The organism is Streptomyces sp. L-9-10, assembly GCF_004151105.1.
GTDB lineage: Bacteria > Actinomycetota > Actinomycetes > Streptomycetales > Streptomycetaceae > Streptomyces.
In genome coordinates, this window is sequence record NZ_PHRF01000090.1 from 13450 (window position 1) to 32945 (window position 19496).

Annotated in this window: 16 protein-coding genes; 10 read left to right on the forward strand and 6 right to left on the reverse strand. The window is 70.9% G+C overall.

Annotation, left to right across the window (positions count from 1 at the left end):
* Nucleotides 1-4: 4 nt before the first annotated feature.
* From CU044_RS20395 to CU044_RS20425, 7 genes are all read left to right on the forward strand, one after another.
* Nucleotides 5-1111, forward strand: coding sequence for a Gfo/Idh/MocA family oxidoreductase (locus CU044_RS20395; protein WP_240045730.1), 1107 nt, complete (start codon nucleotides 5-7; stop codon nucleotides 1109-1111).
* Nucleotides 1108-1968 carry a class I SAM-dependent methyltransferase gene (locus CU044_RS20400; protein ID WP_129770156.1) on the forward strand — a complete coding sequence of 287 codons (861 nt, stop codon included), beginning with the start codon at nucleotides 1108-1110 and terminating at the stop codon, nucleotides 1966-1968. Before CU044_RS20395 ends, CU044_RS20400 begins: the two co-directional genes overlap by 4 nt.
* The gene (locus CU044_RS20405; protein ID WP_129770157.1) at nucleotides 1968-3596 is read left to right on the forward strand and encodes a serine hydrolase domain-containing protein; all 1629 of its coding nucleotides are present in this window, start codon (nucleotides 1968-1970) and stop codon (nucleotides 3594-3596) included. Before CU044_RS20400 ends, CU044_RS20405 begins: the two co-directional genes overlap by 1 nt.
* A gap of 30 nt (nucleotides 3597-3626) precedes the next feature.
* Nucleotides 3627-4733 carry a methyltransferase gene (locus CU044_RS20410; RefSeq protein ID WP_129770158.1) on the forward strand — a complete coding sequence of 369 codons (1107 nt, stop codon included), beginning with the start codon at nucleotides 3627-3629 and terminating at the stop codon, nucleotides 4731-4733.
* A gap of 14 nt (nucleotides 4734-4747) precedes the next feature.
* Nucleotides 4748-6061 (forward strand): cytochrome P450, encoded by a 1314-nt coding sequence (locus CU044_RS20415; protein ID WP_129770159.1) that lies wholly within the window; start codon nucleotides 4748-4750, stop codon nucleotides 6059-6061.
* A gap of 718 nt (nucleotides 6062-6779) precedes the next feature.
* Nucleotides 6780-9602, forward strand: coding sequence for a LuxR family transcriptional regulator (locus CU044_RS20420; protein WP_129770160.1), 2823 nt, complete (start codon nucleotides 6780-6782; stop codon nucleotides 9600-9602).
* Between the two features lie 55 nt (nucleotides 9603-9657).
* Nucleotides 9658-11103 (forward strand): glyceraldehyde-3-phosphate dehydrogenase, encoded by a 1446-nt coding sequence (locus CU044_RS20425; protein ID WP_129770161.1) that lies wholly within the window; start codon nucleotides 9658-9660, stop codon nucleotides 11101-11103.
* Nucleotides 11104-11133: 30 nt separating this feature from the next.
* On the opposite strand, the gene CU044_RS20430 is transcribed toward CU044_RS20425, so the two are convergent.
* The 4 genes from CU044_RS20430 to CU044_RS20445 form a co-directional block, all read right to left on the reverse strand.
* Entirely contained in the window at nucleotides 11134-11493 is a 360-nt protein-coding gene (locus tag CU044_RS20430; protein ID WP_240045731.1) for a hypothetical protein, read from the reverse strand.
* A 43-nt stretch (nucleotides 11494-11536) separates the two neighbouring features.
* On the reverse strand, nucleotides 11537-12217 hold the full coding sequence (locus CU044_RS20435; protein WP_129770162.1) for a response regulator transcription factor: 681 nt from the start codon (nucleotides 12215-12217) through the stop codon (nucleotides 11537-11539).
* Nucleotides 12214-14688: a histidine kinase gene (locus CU044_RS20440; protein ID WP_129770163.1), complete on the reverse strand. Its 2475-nt coding sequence runs from the start codon at nucleotides 14686-14688 to the stop codon at nucleotides 12214-12216. The genes CU044_RS20435 and CU044_RS20440 overlap by 4 nt, the downstream gene beginning before the upstream one ends.
* Nucleotides 14689-14829: 141 nt before the next feature.
* A complete protein-coding gene (locus tag CU044_RS20445; protein WP_129770164.1) occupies nucleotides 14830-15168 on the reverse strand; it encodes a MerR family transcriptional regulator in 339 nt (112 codons plus the stop codon).
* A 397-nt stretch (nucleotides 15169-15565) separates the two neighbouring features.
* Between CU044_RS20445 and CU044_RS20450 the strand changes: the two genes are divergently transcribed.
* Nucleotides 15566-16024, forward strand: coding sequence for a DUF6010 family protein (locus CU044_RS20450; RefSeq protein ID WP_240045732.1), 459 nt, complete (start codon nucleotides 15566-15568; stop codon nucleotides 16022-16024).
* Here CU044_RS20450 and CU044_RS39655 read toward each other — a convergent pair.
* Together CU044_RS39655 and CU044_RS39660 are read right to left on the reverse strand one after the other, a co-directional pair.
* Nucleotides 16021-16521 (reverse strand): SRPBCC domain-containing protein, encoded by a 501-nt coding sequence (locus tag CU044_RS39655; RefSeq protein WP_129770165.1) that lies wholly within the window; start codon nucleotides 16519-16521, stop codon nucleotides 16021-16023. The two genes, CU044_RS20450 and CU044_RS39655, sit on opposite strands and share 4 nt — an antisense overlap.
* A complete protein-coding gene (locus tag CU044_RS39660) occupies nucleotides 16518-16838 on the reverse strand; it encodes a metalloregulator ArsR/SmtB family transcription factor (protein WP_129770166.1) in 321 nt (106 codons plus the stop codon). Before CU044_RS39660 ends, CU044_RS39655 begins: the two co-directional genes overlap by 4 nt.
* A gap of 214 nt (nucleotides 16839-17052) precedes the next feature.
* Here CU044_RS39660 and CU044_RS20465 point away from each other — a divergent pair, with 214 nt between their 5' ends.
* Nucleotides 17053-18003 (forward strand): bile acid:sodium symporter, encoded by a 951-nt coding sequence (locus tag CU044_RS20465; RefSeq protein ID WP_205124100.1) that lies wholly within the window; start codon nucleotides 17053-17055, stop codon nucleotides 18001-18003.
* A 147-nt stretch (nucleotides 18004-18150) separates the two neighbouring features.
* Nucleotides 18151-19413 (forward strand): extracellular solute-binding protein, encoded by a 1263-nt coding sequence (locus CU044_RS20470; RefSeq protein ID WP_193564021.1) that lies wholly within the window; start codon nucleotides 18151-18153, stop codon nucleotides 19411-19413.
* Nucleotides 19414-19496: the final 83 nt, after the last annotated feature.

The window sequence follows — 19496 nt, forward strand, 5'->3', positions numbered from 1 at the left end:
TCCTGTGGAGCTGAGGTTCGGGATCATCGGCTGCGGGTCCATCGGAGGTTTCCTGGGGCGGCTCCTCACCCGGGAGGACCCCGAGCTGAACGGCCGGGCCCGGCTGACCGCCGTGGCCGGCCGGGAACCGGCGCGCGCCCGGGAGCTCGGTGCCGAACTCGGCTGCGACCACCACAACGTGCCCGGACTGCTCGCCCGTACGGACGTGGACGCCGTCCTGCTGTGCACACCGAGCGGAACACACGCCGACCTCGGAGCCGCCGCGCTCCGAGCGGGCAGACACCTGCTCGTCGAGAAGCCCATCGATGTGTCACCCGCCGCCGCCGACCGGCTGATCTCGGTCGCGCGGCAGGAGGGCGGCACGCTCGGTGTGGTCTCCCAGCGCCGCTTCGACCCCGCGACCCGCCTCGCCAAGTCGGCTATCGACGCCGGCGAGCTGGGGCGTATCACCTCCGTCCTGATCGAACTGCCCTGGTGGCGCGAGCAGTCGTACTACAACTCGGGCAGCTGGCGCGGTACGCGGCTCCTCGACGGGGGAGGCGCGCTGATGAATCAGGCCGTGCACGCGGTCGACCTGGCCCAGTGGCTGGCCGGACCCGTCGTGGAGGTGGCCGCGCACACCGCCCTGCTCGCCCACCACGACATCGAGGTGGAGGACGTGGCCACCGCGAGCCTGCGGTTCGCCGGCGGCGCGCTCGGCGTACTGCTGGCCACCACCGCCGCCTACCCGGGCCGTACCGCCCGGATCTCGGTGCACGGCGACCGGGGCTCGGTGGTCATCGACAGCGACGAACTGGAGTACTTCCACGCCGCGCGCGAAGGTGAACGGGCGCCCGCCTACGGGGCGTTCGGCAGCGCCAACCAGGCCGCCGACCACGCCCCGTCCCAGAAGCGCGACACGGCCAGGGACCGCATCGGTCTGCTGTACCAGCCGCATCGTGACCAACTCCTGGACTTCCTCGACGCGGTACGGGACGGCCGGCCCCCGCTGGCGGACGCGGCGGCCGGACGGCAGGCGGTGGCCGTCGTGACCGCCGTCTACACGTCGGCGGCGACCGGAGGACCGGTACGGCTCAGTACCGGCACACGACACGAGGAGGGCGCACCGTGAGCGACATCGCGCAGGACAGGGAGGCGGACCGGAAAGCGGCGCTGGCCCTGCTCTTCGACCGCAGCGCACCGACCTACGAGCGGGTCGGGGTCGAGCACTTCAACGACCTCGGCCGGCGGCTGGTCGACCACGCCAAGGTCACCACCGGGCAGCGCGTGCTGGACGCCGGGTGCGGCACCGGCGCCGTGCTGGTTCCCGCCGCACGGGCGGTCGGACCCGAGGGCGAGGTCATCGGTGTCGACCTGTCCGGCGGGATGGTGGCACGGGCTCAGGAGGAGGCGGCCCGGCAGGGGCTGCTGCACCAGGTGCGGGCCGTCGTCGGCGACGCGGAGACCGTCGCCCTGGCGGACGTACCCACCGCGCCCGGCTCCTTCGACACCGTCCTGGCCGGGATCTGCCTGTTCTTCTTCCCCCGCCCGGGGGCCGCCGCCGCCCGCTACCGCGAGCTGCTGAAACCGGGAGGCCGGTTCGGGGTGTCCTGGTGGGGGCGGCCGGACCCGCTGTGGGACCCGGTGTACGCCGCCAGTGCCCCGTACGGCCGGGGCCCCTCCTCGCACACCCTGCCCGCGACGAGCCCCTTCCGTTCGGCCGACGCCCTGCACGCCATGCTCGACGAAGCCGGCTTCGACGAGGCCGAGACGGCCGAGGAGGACTGCGTCACCCACTTCGCCCACGCCGAACAGTGGTGGCGGTGGGTGTGGTCGACCGCCGGGCGCCAGTTCTGGGAGAGCGTCCCCGACGACGAGCGCGACAAGGCCGTCGCCGCCGTGAACGCCGAACTGGACACCCTCAAGGCCCCCGACGGGTCCCTCACCATGACCTCGAAGGTGCGGTTCACCCTGGCCAAGAGGTCCTGATGGGGACGGCTCCCGCCAGGACGGACCCGTCCGCCACCACCGTTCCGACCCGGTACGCGCTGTTCTCGCCGGAGTGGCTCGGCGGCGCCGACGCCGCGTTCGCCGCACTGCCGGCCGACGAGAGCGCCGCCATCCGGATCGCCCTGGACATCACCGACGCTCCCGAAGGCACCGCGGACGCGCTCGACATCCTGGTGGACCTCACGACCGGTGCCCTCCGGTTCGCGCCGGGCCACAGCGCCGTGCGTCCCACGCTCGCCTTCACACTCACCCACGCGGACGCCGGCACGCTGCTGTTCGGAGACCAGACGCACCGGACGCGTCTGTTCGAACACGGCGGCCTGCGGCTGGAAGGCGCGTTCCTGTTCGTCTTCTTCCTCGACCGGATCCTCCAGCAGGACGTATCGGGAGGGCTGGCGAGACTGCGGGCCGGAACCGCCGGCCTCGCGCACCCTCCCGGCTCGCCGCCCGCGCGGACACACCGCACGGGCCCCGGCCAGGAGGACGAGACAGCGGCGGTGGAGGCGGCGTACGAGACGCTGCCGCGGACCATGGCGGTCCTGCGTGCCGAGCTGGACCGCACCACCCCCGGCGCGCAGTTGTATGTCTCGCACGCCCCGTCGCGTACCGCCGTCTCCGTCGCCCTCGGGGAAAGCCGGCCCCACGTGCCCTTCACCCGCCGGTCGTGGCCGATCTGGTACTGCTGCTCCAAAGCGGTCGGGGCCGTGGCCGTCGGACAGCTCTGGGAGCGGGGCCTGGTGGACCCGCTGTGTCCCGTCGCCGCGTACCTGCCGTGGTTCGAGGGCGAAGGACGGGAGAACATCACCCTCTTCCAGCTGCTGACCCACACCACCCCGCTCCCCATGGCACTGGACCCCCTGCACGGCACCTTCGCCGCACCGGCGGACGTACGCCGCGAGCAGCTGCGCACGATGCGGATCCCACCGGGCGCCGAACCGGGGACCAGGATCAACTACGCGCCCTGGTGGGCCTGGTTCCTGCTGGCGGAGATCGTCCGGGCGGTCGACGGGCGGAGTTACGAGCACTATCTGACCGAAGAGGTGCTGGCACCCTGCGGGATGACCGACACCCGGATGGTGCTCACCCCCGAGGAGTACCGGGAGGCGGCCGACCGGCTGCCGCTGATCCACATCACTGGAGGCGGCTTCCCGGCGGAACCGACCCAGTGGTACGCCACGGAAGCCTCGTGCACCCGTCCCATCCAGGGGCTCAACATGCGCGGACCGATCCAGGACCTCGGCCGGTTCTTCGAAACGCTGCTGGCCGACGGCCGGGGAACGGGCGGCCGGATCCTGCGGCCACAGACCGTCATGGCGATGACGGCACGCCACCGCGTCGGCCTCACCGACGCCTTCGGCAATGCCGACTGGGGGCTGGGATTCCGACTGGAATCACACCACCTCGGCAAGGAGTACACAGCATTCAGCCAATATGCCTCCCGCCGTGCTTTCGGCCACTACGGACTGTGGACGTCCGTGGCCTTCGCCGACCCGGACACCGGAGTCGTGGCCGCCGTGCATCTCAACGGCAAGGCGTCGCAGGACGAACACCAGGAACGGATGCTCGCCATCGGCGACGCCATCCATCACGATCTCGGCCTTGCGTGATGTGCAGGTTCTTTCAAGAGGGGAATCAGAATGACTCAGCCGCGGAATGACGCCGGATCCACCGGGCCGGCCGGATCTCCACACGCCATCATCGACATCGCCACCGCGTTCTGGAAGTCGAAGGTCTTGCTCAGCGCCGTCGAACTTGGCGTATTCACCGAGCTTTCCGGGCGGTCCCGTACGGCCGAGGAACTCTGCGCGCGGCTCGGGATCAAAGGCAGGGGAGCGCCCGACTTCCTGAACAGCCTGGTGTCCCTGGGAATGCTGGAGCGTACGGAGGGGCGGTATCGTAACTCCCCGGTGGCCGAGGAATATCTCAACCCCCACAAACCCGCCACCGACGTGTCCGGATATCTGTCCTTCCTGAATTCCGGATTCGGCTGGTGGTCCCGGCTCTCCGAAGGGCTGCGCAGCGGCGACCGGCTCGATTTCTCCGGAGCCCTGGCCGAATCGGGCGGCGGCGACGGCCGTACGGCGGGCGACGGCACCCTGGTGGAGGCCGACGCCACCAGCGACACCTTCGGCGAGGCGTTCGCGACCCCCGACCAGGTCACGGGCTTCGTCCGGGCCATGACCGGCTACAGCATGGGGGCGAACCAAGCCATCGCCACCGCGTTCGACTGGAAGCCGGTACGCACGGTCGTGGACGTGGGCTGCTCCGAGGGCGCGCTGCTGGCCCAGGTACTCGGCGCGCACGAGCACCTGAACGGCATCGGCTTCGACCTGCCCGCCGTCAGCGACCGCTTCACCCACCACCTCGGCCAGGCGGGGGTCACCGACCGGTCCCGGTTCGCCGGCGGCGACTTCTTCCACGACCCGCTGCCGGCCGGGGACGTGATCGTCATGGGCCATGTGCTCCATGACTGGAACCTGGACATCAAGCAGATGCTCATCCGGAAGGCCTACGACGCGCTGCCGTCCGGCGGCTCGCTGCTCATCTACGAATCGCTCATCGACGACGACCGCCGGACCAACACCACGGGGATGCTGACCAGCCTCAATGTCTCACTGGTCTCCGCCGGGGGACTGGGCTACACCGGCGCCCAGTGCCGGGACTGGCTGACCGCGGCAGGCTTCCGGTCCGTCGCCGTCAGCCACCTCGACGGGCCCGAGTACATGGTCGTCGGCGTCAAGTAGACGGATCCGGCCAGATGACGACCGACGAAGGCGAGTTGTCCTTGTCGCGGACCGCTCCCGGCGGCTGTCCCCGGACCACGTCCGGGGACAGCGATCCGTCCGGGGGCGTCCCCCCGTCCGGCGGCATCCCCCCAAGGGCCCCCGGACATCAGGCGGTCGCCGCGCACACCCGGCACGCCACCGGGGTGCAGCGCGGCCCCATGCTCCCCTACCTCCCCCGGCACCCCGTACCGGACGTGGTGCGTGTGCTCGCGCCGACCGGCGACCGTCTCTGGCTCGTCACCCGGTACGAACTCGGGCGCCAGGTGCTGACCGACACCCGGTTCAGCCGGGCCCTGGCCGTAGCGGAGTCGGCACCCGCCATCCACCCCCTGCGGCCGGACCCGGTGGCCCTCACGAGCCTCGATCCGCCCGCACACGGCCGGCTGCGCAAACTGATCAACCGTGCCTTCGTCCCCGAGGCCATGGCCGCCCAGGAGGGCCCGGTCCGGCGGGCGGCCCAAGGCCTGCTCCGGGGCAGACACGCGATCGACCTCGTATCCGGCTACGCGATGCCGCTGTCGGCCTCGACGATCTGTCAGGTACTTGGCGTACCGGAAGCCGAACAGGACCGGTTCTCCCGGCTGGCCGACCGGGCGCACGGCATCACCCCCTGCTCACCGGCGGAGTCGGAAACGGCGAGGCGCGAACTGCGGGCGTACTTCGCCGCGCTGGCGGATCACGCCCGGCGTGACCCCGGGGACGACCTGCTCGGCACGCTGATCCTGGCCCGTGAGCAGGACGGCGCGCTGGACGAACCGGAACTGCTCGCCCTCATCGAGCTGCTGCTCAACGCGGGTTACGAGACCACGATCGGCCAGATCGGTCTCGCGGCGCTCGCCCTGCTGGAACATCCGGCGCAGTGGCGGGAGATGGTGTCCCGGCCTGCGCTGGTCCCGGGGGCGGTGGAGGAACTGCTGCGGTACGCGCCCGTCGTCCCGATCAGTTTCACGCGCGTGGCGCGTCAGGACGTCGAGCTGGGCGGGGTGCGGATCAGCGCGGGGGACGGTGTCCTGGTGTCCCTGCTGCACGCCAACTTCGACGCGGCGGAGCACGCGGCGCCCGAAGTCCTCGACGTCCGGCGGGACATGCCCAGGAATCTGACGTTCGGGCATGGACCGCATGTGTGTCTGGGGGCCCAACTGGCCAGGCTCCAGCTGCGCGTCGCGCTGGAAGAACTGGTCCGGGCGGCCCCCGGGCTGCGCCTGACCGTGGCCCCGGACGCCCTGCGATGGCGGCCCGCCGAGGCCGTCGTACGCGGGCCGACCACTCTCCCCGTGTCATGGTGAGGCGCGGCCCGGGGAGTTGAAGCGGGCCCGCCGTGTGGCGGTGAGCCCGTGCCCGGGGGGACGACCACCGCCCGTCCCCCCGCCCGTCGTCCCTCGTTCCCGGTCCCTCGCCCCTCACTCCCTCGCCCGTCGCGATCCTCGCGGCGGGCGACGGTTTTTCTGCCGTCCCGCCGTCTTTGCGGGTGACGCGGTAAATTCGAGGTAAAGCTATGGCCGGAGCGCGCCGACAGTCATTGGTACGTACCGATGGCGTGGAGCGGAGAATCAGTCCGGCAAATCACCACCGTGTGACCGATCCCTCCAGTACGTGGACGGAAGGGAAAGTGCCGGGTAACTCCGCAGTCAAGCCGACCGGTTTTGGCGCGTAATTGCTCACGCAACGTTCATTCGTGCGTTCTCGCTGGTTCGCGGTTACCGCCGGGGGGCCGTAGGGGACGGGCAACTCGGCGGCGCGCTGCACGGAGAGGTGAAAGCGTGAGAATGGCGAGTATGCGTCGTATCCCGCTCGCCCGGTTTCGAGTCCGATTGCACTACCGGAACCGACGAGGTGATGCCCGGTCGGGCACGTCGCGGACGTTTGCGTGAGGTGGGCGGGTCTGCACGCACTCAAGACAGTTCGCACTCGACTGATTACACTTGATAACCACGAGGTTCGGATTGCGGTGATTCTGCGTTCCTGGGTTTCAGCAACACATTCCTTGAGTGCAAAGGTAGGACGATGAGTTGGGCGAGCCGACGGGATTACGTGGCGGAATTCGGTGAGCTGCTGGCGGAAGCCGGGCCACATCGGGGCGGTGTGATGGCCCTGCACGGAGGCCCGGGGACGGGGAAGACCACGCTGCTGGGCAGATTTCGCGAACATGCCGCGGAGTCGGGAGCGTTGTATCTGGCCGCCACCGGTTTCCGGAGCGAGAACGACGTGCCCTTCGCCACCATCGAGCAACTGACGCACTCCTCCGGCATGCCCGAGGAGGCGCGGGCGGCCGTGCACCGGTTGTGGGAGGACGGCGTGCCCCGGGGAGCGTCCGACCGCGGGCATGTGGAGCGGATGCGGGACCTGACCTCCGCCCTGGAAGCCGTGGCGCGGGAAACGCCCCTGGTCGTCGCGGTCGATGACGCGCAGTACGCGGATGAGCTGTCCCGCTCCTGTCTGCTGCATCTGGCCCGGCGTGCCCAGAGCAGCGGAATCGTCATGGTCATGACGCTCGATCGGCCGATGGGCGAGGGCCACCTGGACCGGACGGAGGAGTTCCTGCTCGTTCCTGGATGCCGGGTGGGGGCGATCACGCCCCTGCCGGAGGCGGAGGTGCGGCGGCTGCTGGAGAGCAGGCTCGGCGCGGACACGGCGGCGGAACTGCTCGCCCCCGTACACCGTGTCAGCGGTGGCAGTCCCGCCCTCGTGTACGCGCTGATCCGCGACCACAGGGCCGCCGCGCGCAAGGCCGCCCAGGCCCCCGGTGCCCCGGCCGGTGAGCGCGGCCTCGTGGTGGGGGAGACCTTCGAGCGGACCTATGTGGCCCGTCTGAAGCACCATCCCCAACTGCTGTCGTGCGTACGGGCGCTGGCCGTCCTCGACCGGCACGCGACCCCGGCCCGGCTGGGGCAGCTGCTGGACCGTGGCCCGGAGCGGCTGGCCATGGAGGTGCGGGAACTGGAGCTGGCGGGGTTGCTGGAGGACGGCGCGTTCCGGCATCCGGCCGCCCGCAGGGCTGTGCTCAAGGCGCTCGGCGGGGACGAGTGCGCCGGGCTCCATCTGCGTGCGGCGGAGGTGCTGCGCGCCGAAGGAGTGTCCGTGACCACGGTGGCGGAGCATCTCATGGCCGGCGGCGCGATACCCGACGAGGCGGGCGTCGCGGTGTTGTTACGCGCGTCGCGGCAGTTGTTGGCGGAGGGGGACGTGGACACCTCGCTCCGGTGCCTGCGACTGGCGGACCGGGCCGGGCTGGAGGAACCCCAGCGGGTGGAGGTCGCCCTGGGGCTGCTCGGCGCGCTGTGGTGCGTCAATCCGGCGGCGGCGGAGCCGGAGGTGAGCCGTCTGATGTCCGTGATGCGTGCGGGAGCACTCAACGCGCGGGCCGTCCACGCGCTCGTCACGTGGCTGCTGTGGTTCGGCCGGACGAAAGAGGCGGGCGAGGCGATCACGTATCTGGAGCAACCCCACGACCCACGTGATCCGCGTACGAGGGAGCGGCTGGCGGCCACCCGGACGATCGTGGCGCACCTGAGTCCGGCCCTGCTGCCCGAACTGCCCGAGCCGGACCCGCTGTCGGATACGCGGGACACCATGTCGGCCGCCTATCTGGAACACGCGGCGCACATGTCCCGCGGCCGGTCGCGCGTACCCGTCGGCGACATCGACCTGCTTGTCCCCGGGCACGACGAGGAGGACAGCGGGGGGACGTTGCCTCCTCCCGTCCCCGGCCCCCGGTACTCCTGGGACCGTGACGCCATCACGCTGATCGAACTGCTCCAGCACGGGGATCTGCCCCAGGCCGAGCGGCTCGGCACGGCACTGCTCGACCGGCTTCCCGGTGAGGGATCTCCCGCACGCGTCGCGATCTTCCGTAGCGTGCACGCCTATATCGCCCTGCAACGAGGTGAGACGGCCACGGCCGTCACGCGCGCGGCCACCGCTCTGGAACTCCTTCCGCACCACGGCTGGGGTGTGGTCATCGGCTCCCCCCTGGCCACCCTGGTGGCCGCCCACACCGCCACGGGCCGGTTCGACGAGGCCGCGCGCTACCTCGAATATCCCGTCCCCGAGGAGATGTTCCACTCCACCGTCGGTCTGTTCTATCTGGTCGCCCGCGGCCACCACAGCCTGGCCACCGGCCGTCCTTACGCGGCTCTCAACGATTTCACCGCCTGCGCACCGCTGGCCGAACGATGGCACTCCCCCTCGCGCCACCTCCTCGGCTGGCGCACCGGAACCGCCGAGGCGTACGTCGCACTCGACGAACCGGCCCGCGCCCGCGCCATGGTCGAACGCGAACTCGCCGACGTCGGCCCCCGCCCCTCCCGCTTCCGTGGCAACGCCCTGCGCGTTCTGGCCGCCGCGAGCCCGCCGGCCGAGCGTGAGCAACTCCTCCGGGAAGCCGTGCGCATCCTGCGCCTGTCCGACAGCCGCCTCGCCCTGGCGCGGGCCCTCGACGATCTCGGCCGGAGCCATCCCGGCAACGGCCACGACCAGGAGTCCCGCCCCCCGTGGCACGAGGCACGGGAACCCGGACACCGGAGCGAAGCCCCGGCTTCCCCGTGGATGACCTGGACACCGAGCCGGCCCCGCACCACCGCCGACCTGCCCGCCGCCACCTCGGCCCCCGCCGACAAGCCGCTTCTCTCCGACGCCGAACGGCGCGTCGCCGCCCTCGCCTCCGAGGGCAAGTCCAACCGGCAGATCGCCCGGCACCTCTACATCACCGTCAGCACCGTCGAGCAGCACCTCACACGCGTCTACCGCAAACTCTCCGTCCGGCGCAGGGCCGAACTCACACAATTCCTCGGACTCCTCAGCAACGGCATGGACTTCCCCGCCGACTGAACCGGCCGATCGAGGGGTTACCATATGAGCGCCCCCTAGCTCGAAAGATAAACCTGTGACTGTCACTGAGGAATCGTTCACCAACTGGAAGCACCGCGAGGAGATAGCGGAGGCGATGATCCCGATCATCGGGAAGCTGCACCGGGAGCGGGACATCACCGTCCTGTTGCACAGCCGCTCCTTGGTGAACAAGTCGGTGATCAGCATCCTCAAGACCCACCGGTTCGCCCGGCAGATCGCCGGCGAGGAACTCTCGGTCACCCAGACGCTTCCGTTCCTGCGCGCTCTCACCACGCTCGATCTCGGCCCCTCGCAGATCGACATCGGTATGCTCGCCGCGACGTACCAGGCCGACGACCGCGGTCTCTCGGAAGAGGAATTCACCGCCGAGGCCGTCGCCGGCGCCACCGGCGAGAACAAGATCGAGCGCCGCGAGCCGCGCGATGTCGTCCTCTACGGGTTCGGCCGCATCGGCCGCCTCCTCGCCCGCCTGCTCATCGAGAAGACCGGCTCGGGCAACGGCCTGCGGCTGCGCGCCATCGTCGTACGCAAGGGCGCCGGCCAGGACATCGTCAAGCGCGCCTCACTGCTGCGCCGCGACTCCGTCCACGGCCAGTTCCAGGGCACGATCACCGTCGACGAGGCGAACGACACGATCATCGCCAACGGCAACGAGATCAAGGTCATCTACTCCGACGACCCGACGGCCGTGGACTACACGGCGTACGGCATCAAGAACGCCATCCTCATCGACAACACCGGCAGGTGGCGTGACCGCGAGGGTCTGTCGAAGCACCTCCGCCCCGGCATCGACAAGGTCGTCCTGACCGCGCCCGGCAAGGGCGACGTCCCCAATGTCGTCCATGGCGTCAACCACGAGACGATCAAGCCGGACGAGCGGATCCTCTCCTGCGCGTCCTGCACCACCAACGCGATCGTCCCGCCGCTGAAGGCGATGGCGGACGAATTCGGCGTCCTGCGGGGCCACGTGGAGACCGTCCACTCGTTCACCAACGACCAGAACCTGCTGGACAACTACCACCAGTCCGACCGCCGCGGCCGGTCGGCGCCGCTCAACATGGTCATCACCGAGACCGGCGCCGCCTCCGCCGTCGCCAAGGCGCTGCCCGACCTCGACGCGAGGATCACCGGCAGCTCGATCCGCGTCCCGGTGCCGGATGTGTCGATCGCGATCCTCAGCCTGCGGCTCGCGCGCGAGACCAACCGCGAGGAGGTCCTCGGCCACCTCCGCAACGTGTCGCTGAACTCGCCGCTCAAGCGCCAGATCGACTTCATCAGCGCCCCCGACGCGGTGTCGAGCGACTTCATCGGTTCGCGCCACGCCTCGATCGTGGACGCCGGCGCGACCAAGGTCGAGGGCGACAACGCGATCCTCTACCTCTGGTACGACAACGAGTTCGGCTACTCCTGCCAGGTCATCCGTGTCGTCCAGCACGTGTCAGGGGTGGAGTACCCGACCTACCCGGCCCCGGCGGTCTGATCCGGCGGACCCACGCCGGGGCCGCGCCCCTCAGACGGTCGGCTTCGAGCCGCCGCGGCCCTGGCTCAGCGCACGGGCGCACCACCCGATCAGCACGGCATTGACCAGGGCGCCGAGACCGATCGCGATGAAGATCATGGAAGCGTGGTCCGGCAGCGCGATCACGAGAAGGCTGACCGGTGCGGTGGCGATCAGCGGCACCACCCCGGCGAAGGAAGCGTCGGGGTTGTCGCCGAGGCTCACCACCACGGCCCAGATGACCAGGACCACGATCACGGCGAGATAGACGCGGGCGAGAACGCTGCCGAGCGCGTGGCGCACGGTGCGCAGGGCCGGGTGTGTCGACGTGGACTCGGTCATGACGGTGGTCTCCTTGTGTGTGGTGCTCATGGGCCGCACCTGTTCTGTCGGTCGTGGGATGGCTGTGCGGACGTCAGAGGTGCGTGCCGGGCGGGGTCACCCGGGCGAGGCCCAGGTCGTACGCGAGGATGGTCGCCTGCACCCGGTCACGCACCTCGAGTTTGCGCAGCAGCGCGTTCACATGGGATTTGACGGTGCCGACGGTGATGTCGAGTTCGGTGGCGATCTCCGCGTTGTTCATTCCCGAGGCGATCAGGGTGAGGACGAACCGCTCCCGTGCGGTCAGCCGGTCCAGGGCCGCCGCGTCCCGTCCGGTCCGCGGTCCCGGCGGACCGGCGGCGTAATGGCCGATGAGCCGGCGGGTGGCCGACGGGGCGAGGACACTCTCTCCGCCGGCCACGACCCGGATGCCGTGCAGCAGTTCGGCCGCCTGCACGTCCTTGAGCAGGAAGCCGGACGCACCGGCGCGCAGCGTCTCGAACACGTAGGCGTCGAGGTCGAAAGTGGTCAGTACGAGGACGCGCGGCGGATGGTCGCGCCCGGTGATGATCCGGGTGGCGGTGATGCCGTCGAGTCCGGGCATCCGTACGTCCATGACCATCACGTCGGGCGCGAGCCGGTCGGCCAGGGTCACCGCGGCGGCGCCGTCTCCGGCCTCGCCGACGACCGTCATGTCGGGCTCGGCGTCGATGACGGCGGCGAAGCCCGCCCGGACGACCGCCTGGTCGTCGACGACCACCACGGTGAGGGTCATTGGGGTTCCTCCTGGTCGCCCCTGAGCGGGGCGCTCTCGGTGCGGCGCGGCGGATACGGGTCGGTGTCGGCATCGGGGCGTCCGGCGTTCGGGGCGCGACCGGCCCGGGGCGTCGCTCCGTCGTCCGGGACGGTGCTGAACGGCAGACGCAACAGGACCGTGTCCGGCTGTTCGGTGGTCAGGGTGCCGCCGAGGGCGGCGGCCCGTGTCACCAGCCGCTCGCGTGCGGCGAGCCGGGTGGCGTGGGACACGCCGGTCGCGGTGAGGGTCAGGACGCGGTCCTCGGCGTCGAGGACGAGCGCGGCGGGCTCGTCACCGCCCGCCCGCAGAATCGTCTCGGCGGCGCGGTAGGCGGCGATGTCCACCTCCGCGGGCAGCGCCTTCGGCACCCGGTCGGTGAGCCGCACCTCCACCTGGCGGCCGGTGGCCCGGCACTGGCCGACGAGCAGGTCGAGTGCCTGGAGCGTGGGCTGCGGACGGAGTTCGGCGTGCTGTTCTCCGGCACGGACCGTTTCGAGCAGGGACCGCATGGCGGTCAGGGCGTCGCGAGCCCGTTCCGCCGTCTGCGCGAGCCGGCCCGCCTCCGCCTCCTCGACCACTTCGGCCGTGCGTGCCAGCACGGTGGTCTCCAGCCCGACGGTGATGCGGCGGCGTTCGGCCCACGCGTCCCGGACGGCCTCCTCGGTCCACGCCGCGAGACGGTCCTGGTGCGTGTCCCGCTCGGCCCGCCCGCGCTTCCCGTACCAGGTGCCCACGGACCAGGCGGCGGCGGCCGACGCCGTCATGGCGGTCGAGGCCCCGACGACAGCCCAGGCAGGCGTGGCGGCATCGCGGGCCAGTACGGCGGCGATCACCGCGGCGGTGTGGACGACAGCGGCCACGACCGGTACGGCCCGGCGCCGCACGGTCACGCCCGTGGCCCGGCGCGGAAGTGCCGTCGCCCCCTCCGCGGCCTCCCCGGAGGGAACTCCCGGGCCGGCCTCCGAGGAACTGACCGCCGGCATGGCGAGCGCCACACAGGTGGGGATCATGCTCAGCCCCGGCGGCAGGAGCACCGGCCCCGCGTATCCGCTCACGGCCATCGCCGCCGGCCAGAGTCCGGCGAGGACCAGCAGCACACTCAGCGCGATCCGCGGAGCCTGCCGCAGCCACAGCAGCGTGAGCACCTGCGCCGTGGCGAGCAGCGCGAACAGCGCACCGGGGGAGACCCCCGGCCCGATGGGCGTCGTACTCTCCCGGATGACGAGGAACGGCAGCAGCGGCTGGAGGCACAGCCCCGCGGCGGCGGTGAACTGGGCGAGGCGGTACGTACGCGGGACGGAGGCCGACGGCGCCGTCCTGTTCCGCCCCGGCAGTACCGCGCGCACCTCCCACCCCCCGTCCGGTGTCGGCCCGCTGGTGAGCGTGCCGCCCGCCTCCCGCGCCCGGCCGCGCAGGAAGTTCTGGCCGTTCCCGCCCCCGAGTCCCTGGCCGCGCGGCGTACCGGCACCGGACGCGTCAGGCGGCGCGTTGCGCACCACGATCTCCGTGTGGTCGTCGCCGTAGGCGCACCGCACGGTGGTGGGGGCGCCGGAGGCGTGGCGGACCACGTTGGTCAGTGCCTCGCGGACGATGCCGTACGCGGCGTCGCCGACGGAGCCGTCCGGCAGGGCCTCGGTCCGGCAGGTCACCGGCTGCCCGAGAGCGCGGAAGCCGGCCACCAGTTCCCGCAGCCGCTCCTCCGGCGCCGGGAGGTCCTCCGGTGTGGGCGTCGGGGCCCGCACCGCGCTCAGTGCCCGGGTCACCTCGCGGCCGGTCTCGGCGGCGAACTCCACTGCCTCGTCGACCAGTTCGGGCCGGCGGTCGCGCAGTCCGAGCGCCGCCTCGACGGTCACGACCACCGCGGTGAGGTGGTGGGCGCTGACGTCGTGCAACTCCCTTTCCATCCGGCGCCGTTCCGCCGCCGGGAGCCGGTGCCGCTCGTCCTCCGCCTGGTGCAGACGCCGTTCGGCGGCTCGCCGGGCGGCCCGCAGCCGCCGCAGGGACAGCCCCGTACCGGTGGCGGCCGCGTAGAGCAGCGCGGTGAGGACGAGATCGAGGCCCTGGCCGCCACCGAGACCGTGCAGGCTGAGACCGTGCACGAGCTGCCAGACCGCGAGTGTCGCCACGCACAGCAGCGCGGTGGTGGTGTCCCGTTCGACGGCCACCGTGAACAGGGCCAGCGCGACTCCGGCGGTGCCGAGCACGGCCACCGCGCCCGCGGGCAGCGGCGCCGCGCCGACCGCGCAGGCGGCGGCGACCAGGATGAGGACGGGCACGGGGCGGGTACGGCGGACCGCGAGCGCGACGGCCACCAGGCCGCCCACCAGAGCGGCCGCGAGGAGTTCCGCGGCCGTCGGAGCGGCGCCCCGCAGCAGCGCGTACCCGGGCCACACCACGGCCTGGGCGCCGAGCAGCAGGACCGGGAGAAACCGGTGGTCAGTTCGTTCCATGATGTGCCCACGTTATGGTCGCACGCGGATCGCGGGCATCGGGCCACAGGACGATCACCGCCTCCAACCAGAGATAGAGGCAGGCCGACGGCCGGTGAGGTGACGGAGTGCGGTCCGTGCCGTCCACTCCCGGGACGACGGTCAGGTGCCGGATGTGTGGCGGGGTGTGGCGCGCGAGTTGCGCAGTTCTTCGTTGATGCGCCGGGCTTCTTCGAGCTGGTCTTCGAGGATGACGATGCGGCACGCGGCTTCGACGGGCGTGCCCTGGTCGACCAGCTCGCGGGCGCGAGCGGCGATTCTCAGCTGATAGCGCGAGTAGCGGCGGTGTCCGCCTTCGGAGCGCAGGGGCGTGATGAGGCGGGCTTCGCCGATGGCTCTCAGGAAGGCGGGGGTGGTGCCGAGTATCTCGGCGGCGCGGCCCATGGTGTAGGCGGGGTAATCGTCGTCGTCGAGACGGCCGAGCGGGTTTTCTGCGGTCATGTGCACCTCTGATCGGGTAACGCGTCGAGGGGCCTTGGCGTCGTAGCACCAAAGCCCCGGGGGAGGCGCAACACCGTCTGCCGGCGGGGCATGCAGTACTGCTGGTTACGAGGAGGACATTAATCCTGGTACACCCGGATGTCTACTCTCGTCATAATAGATTTTCTATGCGGGGGAATACCGGGCTTCTGTCGTCATCACTGTCGTCGGCGCCGCCCGGAAGGCCGCCCCTGCCGGCGCCGAACGGCATGTTGTGGCCCGGGGGCGGGCGCGGCGGCGGAAACCCGTTGGAACCTGTCGGTAATGCCGCTGGGGGGTGATCGGAGACGGACCTAGCGTCATGGGCAGTCCCCGCGCCGGTCCGGTCGCGCCACCCGCCCCGAGAAAGGGCACACTCATGCAGTACCTCATGCCGATCGTCATCGGCATCCTCTATGTGTCGCTGATGTCCCTCATCCGCGAACCGCACCGGCGGCGCTTCAACGCGATCATGATCGCCGGAGCGGGGGCCGCCTACCTCAGCGGTGGCGGTACGGGCGGCTGGGAGTTCGCGTTCACCGCGCTCCTCGCCTATGTCGCCTACCGCGGCCTGGACTCGTGGACCTTCATCGGTATCGGCTGGCTCCTGCACACCGCGTGGGACGTGGTTCACCATCTCAAGGGCAGCCCCCTGATCCCCTTCGCCCACGACTCGTCGCTGGGCTGCGCGATCTGTGACCCGGTCATCGCGCTGTGGTGCCTGCGAGGAGGCCCGTCCCTGCGCGAACTCCTCCACCGGCCCGGCCGCCACCGGCAATGGTCGCGCGACGGGGCGAACATTGCCGGTGGCGGATACGGTCCAGGCGGCGGGCGCTAGCTGGTCATCGCCCGGCCGGTCTCCAGCAGGGTCTTGAGGTCGCTGAGCAGGAGGCTCCAGCCGCCACCCGTCTCGCTGATCTCTCCCGCGACCTGGGCCGCGTGGGCCGGTGCGCCGGTGACGTCGTGGGTCACGGTGAGCCTGGTGACGCCGCCGTACGGTTCTTCCTCGATCTCGTAGGTCAGGCGCGTGAACGGCTCGCCCGCCAGCTCGGGGGAGAAGAGCATCCGGTACGTCTGGACGAGTCTGCGCGGCGGGTCCGCTTCGACGATCTCGCCCTCGATGATCTGTTCCGGCGCGCCGTGGCGGCGCATCTCGTCGCTGGCCAGCACCCGGAACGTACCGCCGGCCCGCGGGTCGAGTTCCGACGCGCAGCGGTAGCCGTACCTCTCGCTCCACCCGGGCCGCGTGATCGCGTCCCAGACTGCCTGGGGTGTCGTTCTGATGTAGACCCGGTGGACCTGAACGGTCGTGGTCTCCTGGGCTGACACGGTCATGTGTTCCCCTCCAGCTCGTTCTTGAGCTCGGTGAGCGCCGTCACCTGACGCTCGGTGTACTTGTCGATCCACCGGTCGTGGATCAACCGGATCGGCACCGGGTTCAGGAAGTGCAGCTTCTCCCGGCCGGACTTACGCGTGACGACAAGTCCTGCTTCCTCCAGTACCTTCAGGTGTTTCATCGCTCCGTACCGCGTCATCTCCAGCTCGGACTCCAGCTCGGTCAGCGTGCGGCCGTCGCGCACGAAGAGCAGGTCCAGCAGGAAACGACGCGTCGGATCAGCCAGCGCCTTGAAGACACGGTCGTCGTCGGTCACGGCTTCAAAATAGGTGACCATATGGTCACATGTAAAGCGGTTCGGGCCCCGCTCGACATCCGGGTCAGGTCGACGGTCTACGGTCGACGACGTGAGCGCGACGCGGATCCCGCAGCCGTTCACGCCCCGGCCGACCACCCCGGTCACCGTTCTTTTCACCACCCCCGTGCGAGGAGTACGTACGTTGCCGTCGTCATCCGGCCTGGTCGCAGGCATGGAACGCCACCAGGTCGCCGTCTACGTCGGGGCCCTGGCCGCCGGGGGACTGGTGGGCTGGGCCGCACCCGACGCGGGGCCCGGCCTGGAGCGCGCCATCAACCCGGTGCTGGCCGCGCTGCTGTACGTGACGTTCCTGCAGGTGCCCGCCGCGGAGCTGGTCCGCTCACTGAGAGCGGGCCGGTTCCTGGCCGCCACGCTGGTGGTGAACTTCCTCGTGGTGCCGCTGGTGGTCGCCGCGATGTTCGCCTTCCTCCCGGACGACCAGGCCGTCCGCCTCGGCGTGCTGCTGGTACTGCTCGCCCCCTGTGTCGACTACGTGATCGTCTTCAGCGGGCTCGCCGGGGGCAGCAGCCGGCGCCTGCTCGCGGCCACCCCGCTGCTCCTGCTCGCCCAGATGGTCCTGCTGCCGGGCTACCTGTTCCTCTTCATGGGCCGGGACCTGGCCGACGTGGTGGCGGCCGGACCGTTCGTCGAGGCGTTCGTCGTGCTGATCGTCATCCCGCTGGCGCTGGCCTGGCTCACCCAGGCCTGGGCCGCGCGCCGCCCGGCCGGACAGAAGACCGCGGACGCGATGGGCACGGCGATGGTGCCGCTGATGGCCGCCACCCTGTTCACCGTGGTCGCCTCGCAGGTGCCCAAACTCGGCGACGCCGGCAGCCTGACGGACGTGGCCCGTGTCGTGCCGTTCTATGTGCTCTTCCTGGTCGTGATGGCGTTCGCCGGGCGCGGTGTCGCCCGCGCGTTCCGCCTCGACGTGCCCGCCGGGCGGGCGATCGTGTTCACCGGAGCGACCCGCAACTCCCTGGTCGTCCTCCCCCTCGCCCTGGCGTTGCCCGATGGCCTGGCCGTCGCCGCGGTGGTCGTGGTCACCCAGACCCTGGTCGAGGTGATCGGCATGGTGGTCTACGTCCGGGCCGTACCCCGGCTGCTTCCGCTCCAGGGCTGATCCGCCGTCATCCGTTCGGCTCTACTTTCACGAGCGCGCTGACCGGGGGCAGTTGACCGCTGACAGGCCCAGGTCCTGTCCGCACCCGTGGGACGTTTCATGTGCGGGCAATCCTGCTTACACGTAGCGGCATCACACTGATGAACCATGCGTCCGACATCCCCCGCCACTCGCATCAGCCGCCGGCAGCTGCTGGCCGTCTCCGGTGCCCTCGCACTGACCGCCGCCTGCGGCTCCAACACCGGCCGTGGCGGGGGAGCGGGCGGTGGCCCCGCGCTCGATCAGTGGTACCACCAGTACGGCGAGGCCGGCGTGGAACAGGCGGTGAAGCGCTACGCGGCCGCGTACCGGAAGGCGCGCGTCACCGTCCAGTGGCGGCCGGGGAACTACGACCAGCAGACAGCCGCGGCACTGCTGACCGAGAACGCGCCGGACGTCTTCGAGGGCGGACCGACCCTGGACCAGATCCGGGGCGGTCAGGTCGCCGACCTCACCGGCCTGCTGGAGGGCGTACGGGACGATCTCCATCCCGCGGTGCTCGCGCCCAAGACGTACCAGGGCAAGGTGTACGGCATCCCGCAGGTCATCGACATGCAGATGCTCTACTACCGCAGGAGTCTGCTGGACAGAGCCGGTGTCCGGCCGCCTCGGACCCTCGACGAACTGATCGACGCCGCGAAGGCGTTGACGACGAAGGACGTCAAGGGCCTGTTCCTCGGCAACGACGGCGGCGCCGGCGTCCTCGGCGCCACCCCGCTGCGCGCCGCGGGCCTGGAACCCGTCACCGCCGGCGGAGAAGTCGGCTTCGACGACCCGCAGGCCGCCAGGACCCTCGGCAAACTGCACCAGTTCCACGCGGACGGCTCCCTCCTCCTCGGCGCTCCCACCGACTGGTCCGATCCGTCCGCGTTCGTCCAGGGGCTGACCGCCATACAGTGGACGGGGCTCTGGGCCCTGCCGCAGATCCAGAAGGCGCTGGGCGACGACTTCGGTGTGCTGCCCTTCCCCCAGGACGGCCCGCGGGGCAGGCCGTCGGTCCCGGTCGGCGCCTACGGCGCGGCCGTCAGTACGCACAGCGCCGACATCGACGCCGCGAAGGCGTACGTGAAGTGGCTGTGGGTCGAACGCACCGATTATCAGGAGGACTTCGCGCTCTCCTACGGCTTCCACATCCCCGCCCGGATCTCGCTGGCGAAGAAGGCGGCCGGGCTCTCCAAGGGCGCGGCGGCCGACGCCGTCCGGTTCACGACCGACCACGGATACGCACAGCCCCTGCTGTGGACCGAGAAGAGCCAGACCGCCTACCAGGACGCCCTGAGCCGGATCATCACCGACGGCGCCGACCCGGAAGCACAGCTCAGGGCGGTCATCGCCACGACACGGGCCGAGTTGAAGCGGGTGCGGTCATAGACACCAGGACATCCACCTCGACCTCCCCCCGGACAGCCGCCGGGACCTCCCCCCGGACAGGTGCCCGGACAACTCACCGGACC

Bases quoted from the DNA above. Each gene is read 5' to 3' on its own strand.
- CU044_RS20405 (WP_129770157.1), top strand. From the start codon at position 1,968: ATGGGGACGGCTCCCGCCAGGACGGACCCGTCCGCCACCACCGTTCCG.
- CU044_RS20410 (WP_129770158.1), top strand. From the start codon at position 3,627: ATGACTCAGCCGCGGAATGACGCCGGATCCACCGGGCCGGCCGGATCT.
- CU044_RS20415 (WP_129770159.1), top strand. From the start codon at position 4,748: ATGACGACCGACGAAGGCGAGTTGTCCTTGTCGCGGACCGCTCCCGGC.
- CU044_RS20420 (WP_129770160.1), top strand. From the start codon at position 6,780: ATGAGTTGGGCGAGCCGACGGGATTACGTGGCGGAATTCGGTGAGCTG.
- CU044_RS20430 (WP_240045731.1), bottom strand. From the start codon at position 11,493: ATGAGCACCACACACAAGGAGACCACCGTCATGACCGAGTCCACGTCG.
- CU044_RS20435 (WP_129770162.1), bottom strand. From the start codon at position 12,217: ATGACCCTCACCGTGGTGGTCGTCGACGACCAGGCGGTCGTCCGGGCG.
- CU044_RS20440 (WP_129770163.1), bottom strand. From the start codon at position 14,688: ATGGAACGAACTGACCACCGGTTTCTCCCGGTCCTGCTGCTCGGCGCC.
- CU044_RS20445 (WP_129770164.1), bottom strand. From the start codon at position 15,168: ATGACCGCAGAAAACCCGCTCGGCCGTCTCGACGACGACGATTACCCC.
- CU044_RS20450 (WP_240045732.1), top strand. From the start codon at position 15,566: ATGCAGTACCTCATGCCGATCGTCATCGGCATCCTCTATGTGTCGCTG.
- CU044_RS39655 (WP_129770165.1), bottom strand. From the start codon at position 16,521: ATGACCGTGTCAGCCCAGGAGACCACGACCGTTCAGGTCCACCGGGTC.
- CU044_RS20465 (WP_205124100.1), top strand. From the start codon at position 17,053: ATGGAACGCCACCAGGTCGCCGTCTACGTCGGGGCCCTGGCCGCCGGG.
- CU044_RS20470 (WP_193564021.1), top strand. From the start codon at position 18,151: ATGCGTCCGACATCCCCCGCCACTCGCATCAGCCGCCGGCAGCTGCTG.